Source organism: Marinomonas sp. 63XJN7_7_ISO-PGPR-S23-202 (assembly GCF_056173505.1).
The window spans coordinates 2,656,329-2,676,852 of sequence record NZ_CM149677.1; the positions used below are offsets into that span (position 1 = coordinate 2,656,329).

The 20,524-nt window shown below is 44.4% G+C and carries 21 protein-coding genes; 12 read left to right on the top strand and 9 right to left on the bottom strand.

Annotated elements, in window-relative coordinates; all coding sequences use genetic code 11:
- Window positions 1-100 precede the first annotated feature (100 nt).
- The 4 genes from AC0VYG_RS12285 to AC0VYG_RS12300 form a co-directional block, all read right to left on the bottom strand.
- Window positions 101-1,639 (bottom strand): FGGY-family carbohydrate kinase, encoded by a 1,539-nt coding sequence (locus AC0VYG_RS12285; RefSeq protein ID WP_475428290.1) that lies wholly within the window; start codon window positions 1,637-1,639, stop codon window positions 101-103.
- 158 nt (window positions 1,640-1,797) lie between these two features.
- The gene (locus tag AC0VYG_RS12290; RefSeq protein WP_475428291.1) at window positions 1,798-2,784 is read right to left on the bottom strand and encodes an ABC transporter permease; all 987 of its coding nucleotides are present in this window, start codon (window positions 2,782-2,784) and stop codon (window positions 1,798-1,800) included.
- Window positions 2,777-4,282, bottom strand: coding sequence for a sugar ABC transporter ATP-binding protein (locus AC0VYG_RS12295; protein ID WP_475428292.1), 1,506 nt, complete (start codon window positions 4,280-4,282; stop codon window positions 2,777-2,779). The genes AC0VYG_RS12290 and AC0VYG_RS12295 overlap by 8 nt, the downstream gene beginning before the upstream one ends.
- A gap of 57 nt (window positions 4,283-4,339) precedes the next feature.
- Window positions 4,340-5,260, bottom strand: coding sequence for a substrate-binding domain-containing protein (locus tag AC0VYG_RS12300; protein ID WP_475428293.1), 921 nt, complete (start codon window positions 5,258-5,260; stop codon window positions 4,340-4,342).
- 231 nt (window positions 5,261-5,491) lie between these two features.
- Here AC0VYG_RS12300 and AC0VYG_RS12305 point away from each other — a divergent pair, with 231 nt between their 5' ends.
- Complete coding sequence (locus AC0VYG_RS12305; RefSeq protein ID WP_475428294.1) at window positions 5,492-6,496, top strand: LacI family DNA-binding transcriptional regulator; 1,005 nt, start codon at window positions 5,492-5,494, stop codon at window positions 6,494-6,496.
- Window positions 6,497-6,570: 74 nt separating this feature from the next.
- On the opposite strand, the gene AC0VYG_RS12310 is transcribed toward AC0VYG_RS12305, so the two are convergent.
- Window positions 6,571-7,134, bottom strand: coding sequence for a hypothetical protein (locus AC0VYG_RS12310; protein WP_475428295.1), 564 nt, complete (start codon window positions 7,132-7,134; stop codon window positions 6,571-6,573).
- 14 nt (window positions 7,135-7,148) lie between these two features.
- A complete protein-coding gene (locus AC0VYG_RS12315) occupies window positions 7,149-7,502 on the bottom strand; it encodes a DUF805 domain-containing protein (RefSeq protein WP_475428296.1) in 354 nt (117 codons plus the stop codon).
- Between the two features lie 139 nt (window positions 7,503-7,641).
- Here AC0VYG_RS12315 and AC0VYG_RS12320 point away from each other — a divergent pair, with 139 nt between their 5' ends.
- Window positions 7,642-8,685, top strand: a complete 1,044-nt coding sequence (locus AC0VYG_RS12320) for a helix-turn-helix domain-containing protein (RefSeq protein ID WP_475428297.1) — start codon at window positions 7,642-7,644, stop codon at window positions 8,683-8,685.
- 1 nt (window position 8,686) lies between these two features.
- On the opposite strand, the gene AC0VYG_RS12325 is transcribed toward AC0VYG_RS12320, so the two are convergent.
- The 3 genes from AC0VYG_RS12325 to AC0VYG_RS12335 all read right to left on the bottom strand — a co-directional run bounded on the left by AC0VYG_RS12325 (window position 8,687) and on the right by AC0VYG_RS12335 (window position 12,082).
- Complete coding sequence (locus AC0VYG_RS12325) at window positions 8,687-9,706, bottom strand: alpha/beta hydrolase family protein (protein ID WP_475428298.1); 1,020 nt, start codon at window positions 9,704-9,706, stop codon at window positions 8,687-8,689.
- A 114-nt stretch (window positions 9,707-9,820) separates the two neighbouring features.
- The gene (locus tag AC0VYG_RS12330; protein WP_475428299.1) at window positions 9,821-10,459 is read right to left on the bottom strand and encodes an alanine--tRNA ligase-related protein; all 639 of its coding nucleotides are present in this window, start codon (window positions 10,457-10,459) and stop codon (window positions 9,821-9,823) included.
- A gap of 156 nt (window positions 10,460-10,615) precedes the next feature.
- Window positions 10,616-12,082, bottom strand: a complete 1,467-nt coding sequence (locus tag AC0VYG_RS12335; RefSeq protein WP_475428300.1) for an anion permease — start codon at window positions 12,080-12,082, stop codon at window positions 10,616-10,618.
- 310 nt (window positions 12,083-12,392) lie between these two features.
- Between AC0VYG_RS12335 and phnF the strand changes: the two genes are divergently transcribed.
- From phnF to phnP, 10 genes are all read left to right on the top strand, one after another.
- Entirely contained in the window at window positions 12,393-13,085 is a 693-nt protein-coding gene (gene phnF, locus AC0VYG_RS12340) for a phosphonate metabolism transcriptional regulator PhnF (RefSeq protein ID WP_475428301.1), read from the top strand.
- Window positions 13,085-13,555, top strand: coding sequence for a phosphonate C-P lyase system protein PhnG (gene phnG / locus AC0VYG_RS12345; protein WP_475428302.1), 471 nt, complete (start codon window positions 13,085-13,087; stop codon window positions 13,553-13,555). The genes phnF and phnG overlap by 1 nt, the downstream gene beginning before the upstream one ends.
- 2 nt (window positions 13,556-13,557) lie before the next feature.
- Entirely contained in the window at window positions 13,558-14,184 is a 627-nt protein-coding gene (gene phnH / locus AC0VYG_RS12350; protein WP_475428303.1) for a phosphonate C-P lyase system protein PhnH, read from the top strand.
- Window positions 14,185-15,297: a carbon-phosphorus lyase complex subunit gene (locus AC0VYG_RS12355; RefSeq protein ID WP_475428304.1), complete on the top strand. Its 1,113-nt coding sequence runs from the start codon at window positions 14,185-14,187 to the stop codon at window positions 15,295-15,297. It abuts the gene before it with no gap.
- Window positions 15,294-16,214 carry an alpha-D-ribose 1-methylphosphonate 5-phosphate C-P-lyase PhnJ gene (locus AC0VYG_RS12360; RefSeq protein ID WP_475428305.1) on the top strand — a complete coding sequence of 307 codons (921 nt, stop codon included), beginning with the start codon at window positions 15,294-15,296 and terminating at the stop codon, window positions 16,212-16,214. Before AC0VYG_RS12355 ends, AC0VYG_RS12360 begins: the two co-directional genes overlap by 4 nt.
- On the top strand, window positions 16,207-17,013 hold the full coding sequence (phnK, locus tag AC0VYG_RS12365; protein ID WP_475428306.1) for a phosphonate C-P lyase system protein PhnK: 807 nt from the start codon (window positions 16,207-16,209) through the stop codon (window positions 17,011-17,013). Before AC0VYG_RS12360 ends, phnK begins: the two co-directional genes overlap by 8 nt.
- 25 nt (window positions 17,014-17,038) lie before the next feature.
- Window positions 17,039-17,764: a phosphonate C-P lyase system protein PhnL gene (gene phnL / locus AC0VYG_RS12370; RefSeq protein ID WP_475428307.1), complete on the top strand. Its 726-nt coding sequence runs from the start codon at window positions 17,039-17,041 to the stop codon at window positions 17,762-17,764.
- Window positions 17,765-17,780: 16 nt separating this feature from the next.
- Window positions 17,781-18,917: an alpha-D-ribose 1-methylphosphonate 5-triphosphate diphosphatase gene (phnM, locus tag AC0VYG_RS12375; RefSeq protein WP_475428308.1), complete on the top strand. Its 1,137-nt coding sequence runs from the start codon at window positions 17,781-17,783 to the stop codon at window positions 18,915-18,917.
- Window positions 18,918-18,982: 65 nt separating this feature from the next.
- A complete protein-coding gene (phnN, locus tag AC0VYG_RS12380) occupies window positions 18,983-19,567 on the top strand; it encodes a ribose 1,5-bisphosphokinase (protein WP_475428309.1) in 585 nt (194 codons plus the stop codon).
- A gap of 13 nt (window positions 19,568-19,580) precedes the next feature.
- Window positions 19,581-20,426, top strand: coding sequence for a phosphonate metabolism protein PhnP (gene phnP / locus AC0VYG_RS12385; protein ID WP_475428310.1), 846 nt, complete (start codon window positions 19,581-19,583; stop codon window positions 20,424-20,426).
- Window positions 20,427-20,524 lie beyond the last annotated feature (98 nt).

Below are 20,524 nucleotides of genomic sequence, written 5' to 3' on the forward strand. Positions count from 1 at the left end.
AAGACAACCACTTTTGCACCCTGCGTGCCGCAACCAACCTCTACATAGATAACTTGACTGCCGTAATGAGTCCAAGCGAAAAGCACCAGTATTGAAACCCTTAAGCAATCCGTTTTAGGTCATGCATTGAGCCTTTCATCGTGACGTATAAACGCTCATAAACCTCGAACATTTGTTCGTATCGACGCTGATTTTCCTTAATCACCGAAGCTCTTAATTTCAGCCTCCGCCACTGTTTTATCGCGTCAATATCATCAATTAAGTGAATGGCCTTGGCTGCTAATAATGCTGCGCCGAGAGGCGCCTCGACTTCTTGCTCTATGGTATAAACATCAAAGCCCGTGATGTCTGCGATTATCTGCATCCACATATCCGATTGCGCGGCACCACCAACCACAATTAACTGCTCATCGAGTTTTTCAGCGGCTTGCTTACCACACTCCATGTTATGTCGAAGCGCAAAGGACACCCCCTCCAACACAGCGCGATACATATGAGACTTAGTATGGAACAAAGATAAGCCAACAAAAGCACCGCTGGCGTTACTATCCCAAATGGGGCTTCTTTCCCCCATTAGGTATGGCAGAAAGATAACACCATCAGACCCAGCTGATATTTTTTTGGCTTTGAGTTCCAGTAATTCATGAGTATCAATGCCATCCAATGAATCACTGGCCATTTTTTCTTGCTGACAAAATTGATCGCGAAACCAGCTAACCGAAGCGCCAGCACTAATAGCACCACCAAAGATATACACATCCTCTTGGCTGTTCACCACATTCGGCATGCTAACTAGGCCATTTTTGGCATCAATCTGCTTATTGATAAAACCCCAACACATGCTCGTCCCAATCATTGCTACATGATTACCTGGCTCAGTCACACCGGCAGCCAGCGTTGCCATGGCGGCATCAACCCCACCAGCCACGACCGGCATATCCGTTGCGAGCCCTAGCCCTTGAGCAATATCAGGTAGCAGTTTCCCCACGATCTCGTCAGAAGCAACCAAACGCTTGGGGAATACAGCACTCGGTAGATCTAAAGCCGCTAACATTTCCTGCGACCAAGTACGCTGGTGTATGTCATACACTCCGCCAATATTGCCTGCGGAACTATGATCGACTGCAATTTCACCAGTGAGCAGGTACTCTATGAAACTGTTCGGAGGTAATAAATAACGTGTTTTTTGCCAAATATCAGGACGATTATTTTTTAGCCACAATATTTTGCTGTAACCGTAATAACTGTCTACACCGTTGCCGGTTATGTTATACAAACGGTCAAGATCGACAGTTGATTTTATTTGCTCAACTTCTTTATCTGCACGGCGATCCATCCAGATAAGACAAGGGTAAAGAGGCTTTATATTTTCATCAACAGCTATTCCAGAGCCACCATATAAACTACTCACACAAAGTGCTTTAATATCACGCCTTGCAACGTTAGACTTTGATATAAGGTCCTTTATCGATTGTTTAACGGCATTCCACCAAACATCTGGCCATTGCTCCACCCACATAGGTTGAGGCTGATCGATTTTATAACCTTGGGACGCTTGAGTAATAATCTCCCCCTCTTTAGAGACTAACAGCGCTTTGGTGCTCTGCGTCCCAATATCAATACCAATCACGTATTCCATTAGACAGTCTCCGTCATAACGAGATAAGAAGATAATAGAATGTCTCGTAGGCATGCTTTCATTGTGAACTTCTTACTCTTATTATTATTTGTGTGAAATCACCGCCATAAGCTTGTATCCTAAAATCACTTTAATGACGGCATTATTGACTCAAAAACTTATTTCTCTCGTGACCTACCAATGTAGATAGCTAACAGAATAATGACGCCTTTAATGACATTTTGAATGTAGGGAGAGACGCCCATCAGGTTTAAACCGTTATTTAAAACGCCTAACATAAAGGCACCAATTAATGTCCCTATAATCGCCCCCCGACCGCCAGAAATTGCGGTACCGCCTAGTACCACCGCAGCAATGGCATCCAATTCAAACCCAACTCCCGCACCTGGCTGGCCACTCATCAAGCGAGAAGTTAAAACCATGCCAGCAATCGCAGCCGTAAAACCACTTATTGTGTAAACCAGCAGTTTGTAACGGGACACCCGAACACCACTAAGACGAGTAGCGTTCTCATTGCCACCAATAGCATAGATGTAGCGCCCTATCGGCGTTTTGTTTAGCAGAATGTAGGCAAATATGTACACCACGATCATCACAATAATAGGCATTTGGATACCCATTATTTCGCCACGTCCTAAGAACGCAAATCCGTTTGGCAAACCATCGACAGGATAACCGCCGGTATAAATTAGGCCTAGACCACGGGCAATCCCCATCGTAGCGAGAGTAACAATAATTGGAGGCATTTTAGCGTAAGCCACAAAAGCACCATTGACACCGCCAAATAAAGCACCCACGACTAAGCCACCAAGAACACCTACCTCAAGCGAAAAACCTGCCATCATGAGGCCAGCCGCAATCGTTCCAGATAAGGCCATAACCGAACCAACAGATAGGTCTATCCCTCCTGTTAATATGGCGCATGTCATACCCACTGCAATAATGGCATTAATGGATACCTGTCTGGCCACGTTACTGAGATTATTGACCGTTAAAAAATTATCATTCGTGAATGCCATCAGGACAAACACAACAATAAAGCCCAATAAAGGATAAAATATTGGTGATTTACGCCACCGAGTCAATTGATTGTTCATGCTAACCTGCCCGTGATTATTAAGATTATTTTCTAATGTATTACTCACTTTTCACTCCACCAGTCGCATACTTCATGATTTCATTAGAGTGGACATCATCACCAGATAAGATTTTCACTATGTGACCCTGTTTAAAAATGGCAACTCTATCGCTCACACCTACAATTTCAGGTAATTCAGAAGAAATCATAATGATAGAGATACCCGTTTCTGTCAGAGCTCTCATCAATCGATATATTTCTGCTTTAGCACCGATATCGATGCCTCGCGTCGGTTCATCAAAGACCAGCACTTGACAATCATGATTTAGCCATCGAGAAATAACCACTTTCTGTTGATTACCACCACTTAGATTCCCGACTGTTGTTTCATGATCAGGCGCTTTAATTTGAACTTTTTTCATTAGCTTATTAACAGATTCAGATTCATCTGAACGGTTTATAAAACCGATTTTAGAACAGTATTTTGCTAAATTATTAATAGTGATATTGTCGCGAATATTAAAAGGTAAAATTAATCCTTCCGATTTTCGACTTTCGGGAAGAATACCAATACCAGCAATAAGTGCATCGGCGGGGGAAGCAAGACGGACTGGCTTCCCTAATATTTCAATGTCTTTTTTATAAGCAGGCGTCCCGCCAATCAGGCCCATGACCAATTCAGTTCTACCTGACCCAACCAAACCGGCAAAGCCTAAAATTTCTCCTTTATGCAATTCAAAATGATTAATAGGACTGTCTTTTGTCAGCTGAATGGATTTTGCGTTTAATACCAATTCACCACTCTCTAGGACGTTTTTTTTGGCGGGAAAAGTGTTCTCAATTTTTCGACCAACCATCATTTCAACCAAATCATCCACATGCGCTTCCGACACAGACGCGTCGCCGACTCGCTCACCATCACGCAACACGGTCACCCGATCACATACTTCAAATATTTCATCCATATGATGTGAGATAAAAATCATGCCTACACCCTGAGAGCGTAACTCTCGCATGATTTTAAATAGGCGCTCTGCCTCTGACGGAGTCAGTGTGGCGGTTGGTTCATCAAGAACTAGAATTCGGGCGTTTAAGGACAGCGCCTTAGCGATTTCAACAAATTGCTGCTGCGCCACGCTAAGGTCGTGAATTGGCAAAGAAAGATCAATTGAGATACCTAATCGCTTAAACAGAGACTCTGCTTCTTTAATCATCTCTTTTTTACGTAAAAGGCCCACAGCATTTTTCAACTCTCTGCCTAGGAAGATATTTTCTACAGCATTCAGGTAAGGTACTAGACTGAATTCTTGGAAGATAATACTGATGCCAGCTTCAATCGCATCGTTATAGCTATCAAACGACATCGTCTTACCATCAATGGAAATTGAGCCAGTATCGGGTTGGTAAATTCCGCTTAGCACCTTCATCAACGTTGACTTACCCGCACCATTCTCACCAAGTAGAGCGAGCACTTCACCTGAGTTTAAGGATAAACCGATATTGGAGAGAGCTTTTACTCCCGGAAAATTTTTCGATATATTTTCGAGTTTAAGCAGATTGCTCATAAGACTGTACCTATATTGAAAATAGCCCTTCTAAAGTAAGAAGGGCTTATTAACAGACTACCAATGGAACTTGTCCGCATTCTTGCGATCAATCAACTTCACATCGACAGGTATAGTCTTAGGAACATTGGCGCCCCAATATTTGGCTAGAGCAATGCCAAGCGCCAAACGGATTTCATCTCGAGGGAATTGTGCAGCAGTAGCTATAAAGTAAGGATTATGCTTCGCAATATCACTGACTGCTTCAGGGTTACCATCTACACTGACTAACTTAACGTTCATGCCACTTGACTCAATGGCACTCAGTGCCCCCAAGGCCCCGGTATCATTGACACTAAATATGCCCGCCAGCTTCGGATTCGCTTCAAGCATATTTTCTGTCACCGTCATAGATAAGGAGCGCTCTTCCTTACCATTCTGAGTGGTTACTATTTTGATACCTGGAAACTTACTAAGAGCCGTTTTACAACCACGTACACGTTCTAAAATGGGAACAACGGGAATGCCGTCTAGAATAGCGACCTCGCCCTTACCTTTTAGGTTTTTTGCTAGGTATTTACAGGACATGTAACCCGCATCATAGTTTTTAGAACCCACAAATGAATCAAGGGGGCCTTTTGCCTGAGCATCAACAGCAACGACAACCACACCCGCTTTATGAGCATCGCTAACTGCAGGCTCGACACCAACAGAATCAGTAGGATTTAGAATGAGAATATTAACACCACGCTGAATCATATCTTCAACATCGTTGATTTGCTTAGAAACATCATGGTGAGCATCAGTAACAACAACCTGTGCACCAATAGACTTAGCCGCGTTTTCCAAGGCTTGTTTCATCACAACAAAATATTGATTGTTAAGATCCTGAAAGGACATGCCTATTTTTAACGGATCAGCATTCGCAGTAGAAATGCAAGCAGACGCTAAACCAATACTGACTAGGGCCGTGCCTAGTTTATTTTTTAGAGAAAGCATACGTTACACCTTTAGTTATTTTTAGAGTTAGGTATTAAAAGTTAGCCGCAATGTTAACGTTAACATACACGCTAAAAAAAACTCCGCATCACGACCAATAAAATGTTAACGATAACATTAACCAAACTTAAAAAAGCTAGTAATCACTGAACTTACTAGCTAAGCTGTTAATATTACTTCGAGTAACGTCTTAGAACCTAGCACACACTTTTCACATAATGCAATAAAAATATGAAAAAAAATCAAAAAAAAACGACCATCACCGACGTCGCCAAACATGTTGGCATGACAACGATTACAGTATCGCGTGCCCTCAATACACCAGAAAAAGTGAAGCGTGAAACGCTTGAACGGATACTTGCTGCGGCCTCAGAGTTAAATTATGTTCCCAATGCCCTTGCCCGTAATCTGAAAAATCAGCAAAGCCAAATCATAGGCTTGATTATTGCCAATATAGACAACCCGTTTTACGAAAACACATTCAAAGCCGTCAACCACGCGGCTAAAGAAAGTAATTATTCTCTTATGCTTTTTGACACTGACGGCTCTGAGGAACAAGAAAAAAAGGCCATTGAAACCCTATTAAGCTATCAAGTATCCGGTATTATTTTGTCTGCTGTGTCCGATGATAAAAATTACACACCAAGCTACTTGCATAAGCTTAAAATTGCCAATATCCCTGTGGTCCAAATTGATAGAAAAATCCATACCGTCGATTTTCCTGGTGTTTATTTGGACAATTTTAATAGCGCTTACAAAGGAATAGAAGATCTTATAAAAAAGGGATTTGAAGATATTCTTGTTCTTGCAGGTCCACAAACATCACAAATCACTCAAACTCGTATTGCGGGAATCAAACAGGCTATTGTCGATCAAAATAGTCACACTAAACTGACCATAAGATATGGTGACTATACAAAAGCGCCTTCAAAACAAGCAATGATCGATTTGATTCAAAAAAATGCTTTACCAAAAGCAATTTTCGGACTGAACATTCTTATCTCACTAGGGGCTTTAGAAGCGATTCAAGAAGCAGGTTTGGACTCTCAAGACTTCGGTTTTATGAGTATCGACCCTATTCCTTTTGCACGAACCTTTGGCATAACCATTCCTTGTATTAAACACGATACCTATGCTCTTGGCCTAGCGGCCATAAACATGCTGCTACAAAATATTCAAGGTAATACAAAAGAAACACAGGACATCATCATCGAAGGAAACTTGACCATTTCATAAAAGATTACATCACTAGAAAGGTCATTTAACCATTATGCTAAGCTTAATGAATTTTATCATGCCTCTGTAGAACATTAAGAAGCACGCAACCACTTACAATCTATTTTATTTTTATCAAGCCCAAAAAAGGACGACCAGGACCATTCCCCTGGATTAAGCACAAAGCCATAACTGAGTGTTAAACCGGATGCAATTTTGATATCACCAAGTTGGGTATTACGTTGATCGGTGATGACGTAATTTTCACTGACAACTTCCTCCCCTGCGATAAGCTTTTTCAATACCTTATTCGAGTAAATTACCAGACGTATAGGGTCGCCTGCACGAATACCAATGTCAGATCCGCCAAAATCTCCTGCGGCAAATCGGACTGGTGTCGAAAAACAGACAGTTTTGTCTTTATGACCGATGATGGACTGCCTGAAAACAAGCTGACCTTTTCCCGCAATCCCTCTCAGTTGTAATAATGTGCCTTCTTTAGGGGATTTGATGTAAACAACGGCTTTTATATCGTCTGATTGTAATGCCTCTTTTTGTCGTCTAGTGCCTGAGTTGCTGACATCATGAGCACCGGCGGAGACAGAAAAGAACGCTACACATATACACAACACTCTAGATAAATGATTAATATTTTTCATATAGTGCTCCCTGCTCAAAGTGTTGTGTCATGTTGTGAATAAGCATTGTTATCGCTTTGTGGTTTACTCGGCAAAACCATTAAAATAAGCCAAAGCACCATACCAACCACAGGGACTAAGATAACCAATAACCACCACGCAGAGCGATTTGTGTCGTGCAGTCTTCGCACCGTTAAAGACAACATGGGAAGCAAAATCAGCAAGCTGTAAATGACTTCAACTTTCCATGCCGTCAGATAGAAGGCTTCCAAAGCAACAAACAGCGCAGAGATCAACATATTCACTAAAAAGAAGGTCAAAAAGGCTCCTCGCGATGCTCTTCCTGAAAATTGCCAAAAACGCCGCCAACCATCAAAATACCCGTTCATATTTTTCTCCAACAAAACCGATCGAAGATAAAAATCTAGAGTTTTGAGGAGACAATAGCGTCCTAAATCAGGTTCTAGGACGTCCTTGATGACTTTCTAGGTCATAATAGCAACCAAAGAAATAAGAAACGGAGTTTAGATGATTGCTATTCCCTTACCTTTTGTGGTCGCCCTGTTGCTAGGGATTTTGGCTATTCTGCTGTTTATTCGACGCGAAGAAACCACCCCTTCAGCATTTGTCTTTATTGCTTTATGCACCCTAACGACAACAGTCGTTGGTCTACGTTGGACATTTGATTACCCACTGTTTCGTTTTTTCCAACCCATCTTGGCGTCATGCATCCCTGTTACCGCTTGGTACTGTTTTGCGAACGCTTATCAACGTCATCGATTTCGATTTTGGCATCTATTGCCGCCTATTTTTGTCTTTTTAGGCTCTCTTACTTATCCCTTTTGGCGACCGCCTTTAGACCCTCTTTTGACATTACTCTATGTAAGCTACGGCGTCGCACTGATTCGAGCCTCATATAGAGTAACCAACATTCCTGAGCAGGTACGTTTATCCGATATTGATCAAGCACTAAAAGCAGAACGTGTGGCGGGGGCCATGTTGTTAATGTCGGCTTGTATTGATGGCGCGTTGGCCATTGATTTCTCGCTTTTCGCAGGCGTTCACGCCATTCATATCTTATCCATAGGTCACGCCATATTATTGCCAATGCTCGCTATCGCAGTGATCAGGATTAGCCTAAGTATCGCACCAAGCATGACGGAAACAGCCAATGAAAATGAAGAAGAAATCACGTTAGAAGAGCAAACGAATAGGACGTATCAGCAAACCGACAACGAAGCGAAAACCATAATAGATAAAATAGACACCCTATTCACTAAAACAGAAGTTTTTTTAGACCCAGACCTCTCGTTAGACAGACTTGCCAGAAAGGCCTGCATTCCCGCACGCCAGATTTCCAACGCAATAAATCAAATTTATGGGCGAAACGTATCTCAAGTGGTTAACGAATACCGTATCGAACGCGCCAAACAGCTGCTCATTACAACAGATAAGCCCATCACCCAAATCTACTTAGACTCTGGCTTCCAAACCAAATCCAATTTCAATAGAGAGTTTGCCCGTGTCACTGCGCAGACGCCGAGCGCCTTTCGACGCTCGAACAGACAATAAATTAAGACTGACGTAGAAAAGACAAAATGTCCTGATACATGGCTTGATGCAGCGCCTTTCGTGAACGTCCCTTACCATCTCGACAAACAATCCCATCACCTGGGTTTTCTTTGTCGATCATCGTTATCGCCCCCGGTTTACACAGCTGAATGAAGCTAAAATGCGCAGCATCAGGATAGACAATGTAATGACGCTTGTTTTTAGGAATATACTTTGCGAGAAAACCCGATTCTTCCGCTTGCGGTAAATCGCCAATATCAACACCTGCGGCGAGTATCAGAGTGGGTGTGGTCAAAGTTTGTAAACTGTGACGTGACAAGCTTCGTGCTAGGCCCAAATCCAACGAAACGACTCGTTTAATCCGCTTGTCTTTTAGGCTTCCTGTTGGTTCACCGATTTGCGGCTTATCCAAGCCCAATTCAGGCATCAAACCACATATTCGAGGATTTGGCTTGGCAAGGCATTCCTGCTTCAACTGGCTTCGATCAAATTGCGCGCCCGCTAAAAGCATCACAGTCCAGCCTCCCAAAGAATGCCCTATAGCGGTAATATCGTGGTGATTAATGTCACGACGCCACATGGATGAGCGTAACAACCAATCCAATAAACGTGATATATCTTGGGGGCGTTGCCACCATTGCGCAGCCGCTTGTGGTGAGCGGTCGAACGTCGTGGTGCCAGGGTGATCAAGGGCCGCGACTATATAACCCTCTTGAACCAGCTTAGTTGCTAACCAATTTTGATTACGCCAGTTCCCGCTATAACCGTGAGAAATGACCACCAGTGGAAAACTTCCCGTCATTGGCGTCCCAATTCGGACCACATCCGTTCCAATAAACGCTGCATTTTCAGCAACTCTCTTTACTGGAAAACGCGTCTGTGACGGATACCAAATACCGGTTTTTAAGGGTCTATCACTGTCCGGATACAAAATAATTTGCTCAAAACCCACCGTATCTTGTGCTATGACTTTACTGGTGATACTCACTGCCAGTAACATCAAAACCAACACTAATTTCATTACTTCACTCCTCATCGTTATTGCAAACACAATCACTATGAGGAAAAGAGAAACACAGAACGACCTAAAACAAGATCGAGGACATATTACAAAACACGGAGTCGGCAAATAGGGTCATACCAGATAAATTTCGACTCGCTCTTTCCCTTTGCCTATATTTTTGCGTTTTAGTTTGATGCGTCCCACTTCTGAGGTGCGGTTAATATGGGTGCCACCGCATGGCACTTGAGCAAAATGTTCGACCTTCCAATAACGCCGCCCCTTTTGTACATCCGAAAAGTCTTTCTCGATGGGCAAATCGGCATCAAATAACGACTGAGCTTGGGCTTGTATCTCGGGTAACATGGGCGAGATGCTTTCTGGCAACTCAAAATCAATACGGCTTTTCGATTCTGAAATGTGCGCCCCCATTTTTTCAAGATTGGGAATCACTTTATAAAACAACTCAAGAATCACTTCCGCAGCGAAATGCAGACGCATCAAGTTGTATCGCCTTGGCCAATCTATTTTGACATCGACGGTTTGCCCAATCTGCAAACCTGCAGTCGACTCCAGCGTATAAAGAATCGATTGATCCCTTTTCTCAGCGCTGACTACCTGGTAACCGCCAATCGTGCCTCCATCGCTTTCTTGGCCACCCGACTCCGCATAGAAAATCGTTTCGGCAAGTTCAACTTGGTTTCCATCCAGTTTGCTAATAGTCGTCGTCAGTTCAGTCTGATACGGATCCACCCAAAATTGTTTTTTTGTCACTTTCCTTTCTCCTCAGCTACATCAAGCCAAAAGCTAATGCTTCATGTTACCCAGTAGAGAAAGGAAATACAGTCAAACGTGAACCTTTATAAGCAAAATGATGGCCTACCAGAGACCTTTGCACGAAGCCGCAAGCACAACCATCATAAAAGGACTCTACCAATAACCCAGTACTTTCCACCATAGACCACCAACGATGCCCCAAACTGAGAGGTTCACTAGGCTCATGATGAATCCCATAATCCACCAATCTTCCATGGACACATAACCAGAGCCGAAGATAATCGGCGATGTCCCTGTGGCATAGTGAGTCAGTGACATCATCAAAGACGAAGCACCGGCAAGCAATAAACCAAGGTACAAAGGAGGTGCGCCTAATAACAAACCCGCCGCGTAAAAAGCCGCAAACATGGCGGTGATATGGGCCGTCGTACTGGCAAAAAAGTAATGCACATAGAAATAAGTTGCCACCAAGATCAACACCGAAATTTCCCAACCAAAGCCTAAATGCTCAATATTGCTTTCTACCACGGTGGAAAACCAATGCACCAAGCCAAGCTTGTTTAAAAAGGTGGCCATCATCACCAAGGCAGAGAACCAAACAACGGTATCCCAAGCGGATTTTTCCTTAAGAACATCCTCCCAACTTAATACACCTGTGACTAATAGCACCGACAATCCTAAAAAAGCGACTGCGGTTGTATTAACGGCAAATGCCGAGCCAAAAAGCATCGCAGGTACACCGGCCCAAAGGATCAGTAGGAGAGCAAACACCGCCACCATGACTTTTTCACCGTAGCTCATTACCCCCATTTCACTGAGTTTGGATTTGGCAAAGTCCCTCGCATCCGGTGTGCTTTTGACCTCTGGCGGATAAATGGCGTAAACCACTAAGGGCACAAGCGCAATACACACTAAGCCAGGCAAAAGAGCGGCCAATGCCCAAGTGCCCCAAGTGATGCTAATGTTCGCTCCAGTTGCATCGGATATGAGCTTCACAATCAAGGGGTTGGGAGCAGTCGCTGTAATAAACATGGCCGAGGTAATCGGATTAATATGGTAATTCACCAAAGCTAAGTAATGACCAATTTTACGAGACGAGCCCTCTTCTGGCGAAGAACCAAAACTGGTTGCGATGGATTTCATAATGGGATGAATAATACCGCCACCACGGGCGGTATTACTCGGCGTCACGGGGGCAATCACTAATTCCGAAATCGCCAAAGCATAACCAATACCAATGGTTTTCTTGCCAAACAGAGAAATAAAATAATAGCCAATGCGATTCCCTAGCCCCGTTTTAGCAAGCCCACGTGAAATCATAATAGCAATACCGATCAACCATATAAGCGAATTTGAAAAGCCACTTAACGCATCTTTGATCGCACCTGAGGGGGAATTATTAGTCACTCCCGTGAAGGCAACCAAAGTGATCGCCAGAATCGCAATCGCGCCAATGGGCATCACCTTACCAATGATCGCAACGACGGTCCCCACAAACAAAGCCAGTAAATGCCAAGCGTTGGCAGAAACCCCTTCAGGCACTGGCACGACAAACCAAAGCCCCAATGTCACAATGATCGAAATCATTCCTGGGACAATTTTTACACCACCCACCTTCATATATATTCCTTTTACAACAACACGAAAAAGACTTTAAAAGGACATAATAACGGGACAGCCAAAGTCTGGTGATGACTTATATCAGATAAGCTTTGATCATGAGTAAAATAGGAAAAGTAAGAGAATAGACTGACTTTATTTCATTGCTCGGCAAAAAATCACTGTCATGTATTCTTCATTTTTTTGACTTGTCTAGATAACCAAACCGTCACATATCTCCCCTACCATGATTTCAACAAACCCATAATTTGTTTCTTTTTTTGTCTTATAAATTTGTCTAGACAAACCAAGAAATATGAATGAGAACATCATGGCCATTTATTTAGATATTGCCCAACAACTAAAAAATGAAATTCACCATCAGTACGAATCGGGTGATTTACTACCAGCCGAGCAAAAGTTAGCCAGTCGCTTTAATGTCAATCGGCACACGGTTCGTCGCGCTATTGATGAACTGGTACAAGATGGTTTAGTAAAACGATTTCAAGGGCTTGGTAATCAAGTGACCCGACCAGCTATTGATTACTCCCTGAATAACCAGTCATGCTTTACCTACAACCTCTCAAAAGCAGGTTTAACATTAGACACTCAAGTGCTCGAATGCTGTGAATACAAGCTTCCCCAAGAGCTTGCTTTGCGCCTTAAACTGAGCACAAAACAAGAGGTGTTGTTAATCAAAACCTGTCGCTCTATTAATAAGCAAGCCACCACGCTGATCAAACATCACTTGTTTGGCGTCGACAAAGAGATTATGAGCCAATACCAATCGGGATCCTTACACGGCTTTTTAAAAACACACTATCACTTTCATGCCACCCGAGGCACCACACGACTTAAAGCCAGAATGCCAACCTTTGATGAATGTCAGCAGCTACAAATTGGTCGTGGGGTTCCAGTCATGGAAATTCATTCTCAATATTTTCTAATCGAAAGCGGTGAGCTGATGGAGTATTCAATTAGCATCAGCCGCAGCGATATTTTTGAATACAGCGTGGAGCCTTAATGATGTCAAGTGAAAACCTTACCGAGTCAAACCAACAAGCGCGACAGCACTGGATGTCAGTAATGGCAAAATCACGTTCAGAAACGTTAATCGCCTTATCAGATACTTATATTAATGAACATCGCTTTGAAACCATCCGCGCAGCCGAAGTAGGCCTAACCCAAGTGCGTGGTCGCATGGGTGGTACCGGATCTCAATTTAACCTTGGCGATATGACCATGACCCGATGTGTGGTGCGTTCCAGCAATGGTCATTATGGTCACAGCTACATTGCAGGACGCAATAAAGAACACGCTACTCGCGCTGCGCAACTGGATGCCATGCTACAAGACCAAGCCTACCAACAAGACTTGATAACCAACATTATCCAGCCCTTGGCACACCACTTAGCCGAGCAGAAAAAAAGGAAAGCGAATGAAGTCGCCCAAACCAAGGTGAACTTTTTTACTCTAGTGAGAGGAGAAGACTAACCATGACCAAACCTACCTTAGTGAAAGGTTTCCAACATATCATTCATGATAGTCAAATAGCCTTTCGACAATTACTCAAAGCCATGAGCGAGCCCGGCACTCTGGTTTCAGTGAGTTCACCTGACCCCATCGATCATCTCAATGCCAACACCTTCGCCATATGCCAAGCCATGCTAGACCAGCAAACACCGCTTTGGCTATCACCCCATTTTCATACCACGAATATAAAACACAATCTGCATTTTCATACTGGCGTGTCCATTATTGACGAAAGCCAACAAGCCCTATTCGCTTTGCTTTGCCCCGGTGATTTGGATTCATTTGCCGACTTGTCTCAACACTTTTCAAAAGGAACAAATGAATACCCAGAAACAGGCTGTACCCTGATCGTACAAGTCAGCAGCATAAAAGACGATCTCTCAGACGAGGGGAATTTACGCCTCACTGGACCTGGCATAGAAACGGCGAAATTCGTTTCTATCAGTGACCTTCCGCTTGCGTTATTGGATTACTTATCAAACCAAACAGGGGAACGAAATGCCTCTTTTCCACTTGGTTTGGATTTTATCTTTGTCGATCAAACGCACTTAGTTTGCTTACCCCGAACCACTCAAGTGGAGGTACTTTAAATGTACGTTGCCGTTAAGGGTGGAGAAACCGCCATAAACAACGCACACAAATTACTCGACAAAACCCGTCGTGGTAGTTTGGACATTCCTGAATTATCAGTGGCACAAATCAGCGAGCAATTGCCTTTGGCGGTTGCCCGTGTGATGACAGAAGGTTCCATTTGTGATCCGCAGTTAGCGGCTTTGGCCATCAAGCAATCCGCCGGAGATCTGGTTGAAGCCATTTTTTTATTACGTGCCTATCGCACCACACTCAGCCGCTTTTACAGCAGCGATCCAATCGATACCACACAAATGCAAGTTGAACGGCGTATTTCAGCCACCTTTAAGGACCTTCCCGGTGGACAACTGCTAGGCTCCACATTTGACTATACACACCGACTATTAGACTTCACTTTACTTGCCGACGGCCGAACACCCGAAGAACTCGAAACGATCACCTCGACCAGCCAAGAAGATGATGCCGAAGCCATGACACGTGTACTGCAAATGCTGGAGCGAGAAAATCTTATGGTGGAGGAAGTCGATGAACAAACCACACCCACTGACATCACCCAAGACCCACCAGCTTACCCTTGTCATCGCAGTGCTCGACTACAAGCCCTCGCCCGTGGTGATGAAGGTTTTTTACTGGCACTGGGATACTCTACTCAGCGGGGGTACGGGCGAAATCACCCTTTCGCGGGTGAAATTCGCACAGGAGACGTCACCATTAGCATCACCCCAGACGAACTGGGCTTCAGTATCGATATAGGTACTCTGCAAGTCACCGAATGCGAAATGATCAATGGCTTTAGCAAGTTAGAAAACGATGATATTAAGTTCACTCGCGGCTACGGGCTGGCCTTTGGACAAAACGAACGTAAAACCCTGTCTATGGCTTTAATCGACCGGGCCTTGCAAGCCGAGAAATACGGAGAAGAGCGCGTTTCTCCGGCCCAGCAAGAAGAATTTATTTTATCCCATTGTGACAACGTGGAAGCCGCAGGCTTTGTTTCTCACTTAAAACTTCCCCATTACGTTGACTTTCAATCTGAGTTGGAATTATTACGTCGCCTTCGCAAAGAGAGGATGGATAACGAACAACAAGGTGCCTCAGGAGAACAAGCATGAGCATTTCTTCTACTACATCGATAAACAAAGCCACTCTTGAGCCCATCAAAGACGGCTACAATTTTGCTTATCTTGATGAACAAACCAAACGCATGATACGTCGTGCGCTTCTCAAAGCCGTAGCAATCCCTGGTTATCAGGTACCCTTTGGCGGCCGAGAAATGCCCATGCCTTATGGTTGGGGAACGGGTGGAATACAATTAACCGCTGCGCTCATCGGTGAATCTGATGTACTAAAAGTCATCGACCAAGGGGCCGACGACACAACAAATGCCGTCAGTATTCGTGCCTTTTTTAAAGCCCTAACGGGAGTCAAGACAACGGAAAACACCGTAGAAGCCAGCTTGATTCAAACCCGCCACCGTATTCCAGAAACGCCATTAAAAGCCGACCAGATTCTCGTTTACCAAGTGCCTATTCCTGAGCCGCTGCGCTTTATCGAACCCAGCGAAGTGGAAACGCGAAAAATGCACGCCCTACAAGACTACGGCGTTATGCACGTCAAACTCTATGAAGACATCGCCCATTTCGGCCATATTGCGACCACCTACGCCTACCCGGTGCAAGTCAATGATAGATACATTATGGACCCATCGCCCATTCCAAAATTTGACAACCCAAAGATGCATCAAATGCCAGCCTTACAGCTGTTTGGCGCAGGACGCGAAAAGCGTATTTATGCCATTCCTCCTTTCACTAAGGTCAAAAGTTTGGACTTCGAAGACCATCCGTTTGAAATACAAACATGGCAAGAGCGTTGCGCAATTTGTCACTCAAAAGACAGCTTCTTAGACGAGGTCATCATCGACGATCAAGGCACTCGCAGCTACATCTGTTCAGACACGGATTACTGCCGACAGCAGGTAAGTAAAAACGAGGCGGCTCCCTCCCAAGCTGGAGAAAAAACTCATGACTAATACCCAGTGGTTCCAACAAGATCGTTCAAATTCACCGTTACTCAAAGTGAACAAGCTGACCAAGCTGTACGCCCCAGGAAAAGGTTGTGAAGACATTAATTTCGACCTCTATCCCGGTGAAGTATTAGGTATTGTGGGTGAGTCAGGCTCTGGAAAGTCCACATTATTAACTTGTCTATCCGCCCGCCTCGCGCCAAATGATGGCGAGGTACTGTATCTCAACCGAGAAAATAACTGGCTTAACCTTTACCAACTATCAGAAACCGAACGTCGTTACTTATTAAGAACGGAATGGGGAGTGGTCCACCAGCACGCCCGTGATGGTCTACGCATGGGGGTCTCTGCAGGTGCCAACATTGGTGAGCGCCTGATGGCCATCGGTGAGCGACATTACGGGAAAATCCGCGAAAAAGGCATGAAGTGGATGCAAGATGTTGAACTGGACGTGGATCGCATCGACGATAAACCCGCCACCTATTCGGGCGGTATGCAGCAGCGTCTTCAGATTGCCCGCAATCTGGTGACGCACCCAAGAGTCGTTTTTATGGACGAACCGACCGGCGGTCTCGATGTGTCGGTACAAGCCCGCTTGTTAGACCTGTTACGCACCTTGGTTACCGAGATGAACCTATCAGTGATTATCGTCACCCATGATCTGGCGGTTGCCCGCTTGCTAGCCCAACGTTTAGTGGTAATGCGCCACGGCAAGATAGTCGAAACCGGACTGACCGATCAGGTACTCGATGATCCGCAACATGCTTACACCCAATTATTAGTGTCTTCCGTGCTGACCCCTTAATCCTCTTTAACAAGGTATATTTAACATGACAACAATGATCAATGTGGAGCAGCTCAGTAAAACCTTCACTTTGCATAATCAAGGCGGTATACAACTGCCTGTTTTAGACAAGGTTGATTTACAGGTTTTTGCCGGTCAATGCACCGTGCTGCATGGCGACAGCGGTTCAGGTAAAAGCACCTTGCTACGTACTTTATACGCCAATTACCTGCCAAGCTCCGGTGCCATTTACGTTCGTCATCAAGGAGAGATGTTGGATCTGGCCAGAGCCTCTAGCCACCAGCTACTAAGCGTCAGACGCGATACAATGGGATATGTCAGTCAGTTTCTGCGCGTGATTCCCCGTATCGCCACGTTGGATGTGGTCATGCAGCCGCTAAAAGAGCGAGGGATTGCCGACAAGGAAGCCAAAGACAGAGCCGCCGACCTACTACAAAAACTCAATATTCCTGAACGGCTATGGTCACTTGCCCCCAGCACTTTTTCAGGCGGTGAACAGCAACGGGTTAATATTGCCCGAGGATTCATTCAAGATTACCCAATTTTATTGCTGGATGAACCAACCGCCTCTTTGGATCAAAAAAATGCTGATGTCGTCGTGCAATTGATTAAAAAGGCGCTCGCCAACAATACCGCTGTCGTCGGTATCTTTCATGATGCGCACGTTCGTGACGCTGTTGCTGATCAGGTCTTTTCAGTCTATAGCGATACCTCCCATGCAAATGATCAAACACCATCGCACATAAATTGATGCTGGAGCACTCACCATGATCTTAACCAATGCTCGAATCGTCTTACCAAATGAAATCATCAAAGGCACCCTAGTCATCAATGAAGGGGTCATCACACAAATAGATCAAGGCAATGTTTCACTGCCTACGGCACTAGATTGCGAAAATGGTTACCTAACCGCTGGCATGATAGAGCTGCATACAGACAATATGGAGAAGCATTTCACTCCACGACCCGGCGTCAACTGGCCCGCCATCCAAGCCTTTAAAGTGCACGATGCACAAATGGTTAGCGCAGGGATTACGTCCGTGTTCGATGCCATCTCGGTGGGGGATGTCATCGAAGGCAGTGAACGATTAAATAACCTAAGCCGTATGGTAGAAGCACTCAATGAATCCCGTGACCGTGGTTTAACACGTGCAGATCACTTCTTGCATTTACGCTGTGAAGTCAGCCATAAAGATACGTTAGCAAACTTTCACGCCTTATTAGAGCAAACGAACGTGCAGTTAGTATCGGTGATGGATCATTCCCCAGGGCAACGCCAGTTCGCCAATATAGAGAAATACCGTGAGTACTATCAAGGCAAATATAAATTATCCAATGCGGAGATGGAGGCCTTCATTACTCGCCAACTGGATGACAGCCAACGCTATAGTGCACAGTTTAGAGAAGCCATTTGCGACACTTGTCACAACCGCCATATTCCTCTTGCCAGCCATGACGATGCCACGATTGACCATATTGACGAATCACATCATTTCAACATGGTGATTGCTGAGTTCCCCACGACGAAGAAAGCGGCAAAAGCAGCCCATGAAAAAGGTATGAGTGTTTTAATGGGCGCTCCCAATGTTGTTCGTGGCGGCTCTCATTCAGGCAATATTGCTGCTCATGAACTCGCTTCCGCTGGGGTATTGGATATTCTCTCCAGCGATTACTACCCCGCCAGTCTTTTGGAGTCGGCTTTTAAAATCGCACGATTAGAAGATAATGATTACGACATTCCAAAAGCGATGAACCTAGTCAGTCTTAATCCCGCAAAAGCCGTTGGTTTACACGGCAGAGGGTTAATTGATTTAGGGTGTAAAGCGGATCTAATTTGGAGTAGCGCGAAGGAAGACCATGTGCACATTGAGCAGGTTTGGAAAAATGGTCAACGTGCTTTTTGACCCCAAACCTCATCCATGTTGACGAGTATTATCACGATAAACCGTCTGTAAAGTGAAAGATAGCGATGAAAAAAACAAGCAAAATCCTTTATTTTATTGGCGCTTCAGGCAGCGGTAAAGACTCGATTATCTCCGCGTTACGCCAGCATATTGACGTTTCTCAGGCGCGGCCAAACCTAATGGTTGCTCATCGCTATATCTGTCGAGATTGGCACTCTGGCAGCGAAAATCATATTCAGTTGAGCGAAAAGGAATTTTGTCAGCGCAAACAATTAGGGCTCTTTGCCTTAGATTGGCAAGCCAATGGCCTACGCTATGGCATAGGCCGTGAAATAGACCTTTGGCTGGCACAAGGGCAAACGGTGATTGTTAATGGTTCCCGTGGCTATTTATCCACCGCAAGAGTGTTATACCGTGAGCAGTTAGTGCCAGTATTGATCACAGTCGATGAGGCCATCTTACGTCAACGTCTTATCGACAGAGGACGAGAGTCGCTTGATGACATCGACTCACGCATTATTAGGAATCAACAACTCACTCGGGAACAAAAGTTACTCGCTGATTGCTACAGGATTGACAATAGCACACAAATTGATCATGCCGTTAAACAACTGATGGCGTATATCAACCGTCTATTGGATCATCATTAAAGGAGTCAATCACATGCTAAAGCGCCCTGAGAAAAGACCAAGCTTAGAGCAAACCAAAGCGGCGAAATCTCTATTAACGATTCGTATTCTTGGCTCGGGCAACGCGGCACAGGTTCCTGTGTGGGGTTGTCACTGCCACGCCTGCGAGCGCGCTAGGCGAGATCGCTCTTTTCGCCGTGGCCCTTGTAGCCTTGAGATTCGCACGGAACTTGGTACCACACTAATCGATGCAGGCTTTAGTGATTTGGCCGAGCGCTACGACTTCGAAGAGATAACACGCATTGTGTTGACACATTTTCATATGGATCATGTACAAGGATTATTTCATCTTCGCTGGTCAGAAAGAGCGCAGAAAATTCCGGTCTTTCGGCCGGATGATGAAAAAGGCGCAGACGATCTCTACAAACATCCTGGCGTACTGGATTTTCAAGCGCCTTTTATTCCATTTAATACCGTTCAACTTCAGGATTTTTCCATTACGCCTTTACCCTTGATTCACTCTAAAATTACCTTGGGCTATGTAATCGAAAAAGACGGTTTCACCTTCGCCTATCTGACGGATACCGTAGGATTACCAGATGCTAGCTTGGCTTTCTTAAGAAACAAAACCCTCGACTGTCTGATAATAGATTGTTCCGAGCCACCGACACCAACAGCTCCAAGAAATCATAATGATATCAACCTTGCCCTTTGGATGTATAACACCCTAGAACCCAGGCAAATGATACTGACCCACATTAGTCATCGACTCGATTGTTGGTTGTTAGAACATAAGGAAAGTTTACCAACCAATATAAAGATAGCTAGCGATGGACTGACAATATATCAAAACACAGAACTTTCATCAGGAAGACATTAAAAATATATGATAAAACGATATTAAACATTTTATATTTACATTCTTCCCCTCTTTAATGGTATTTTAATATACCATGATTCATTACGTTCGCCATTTAT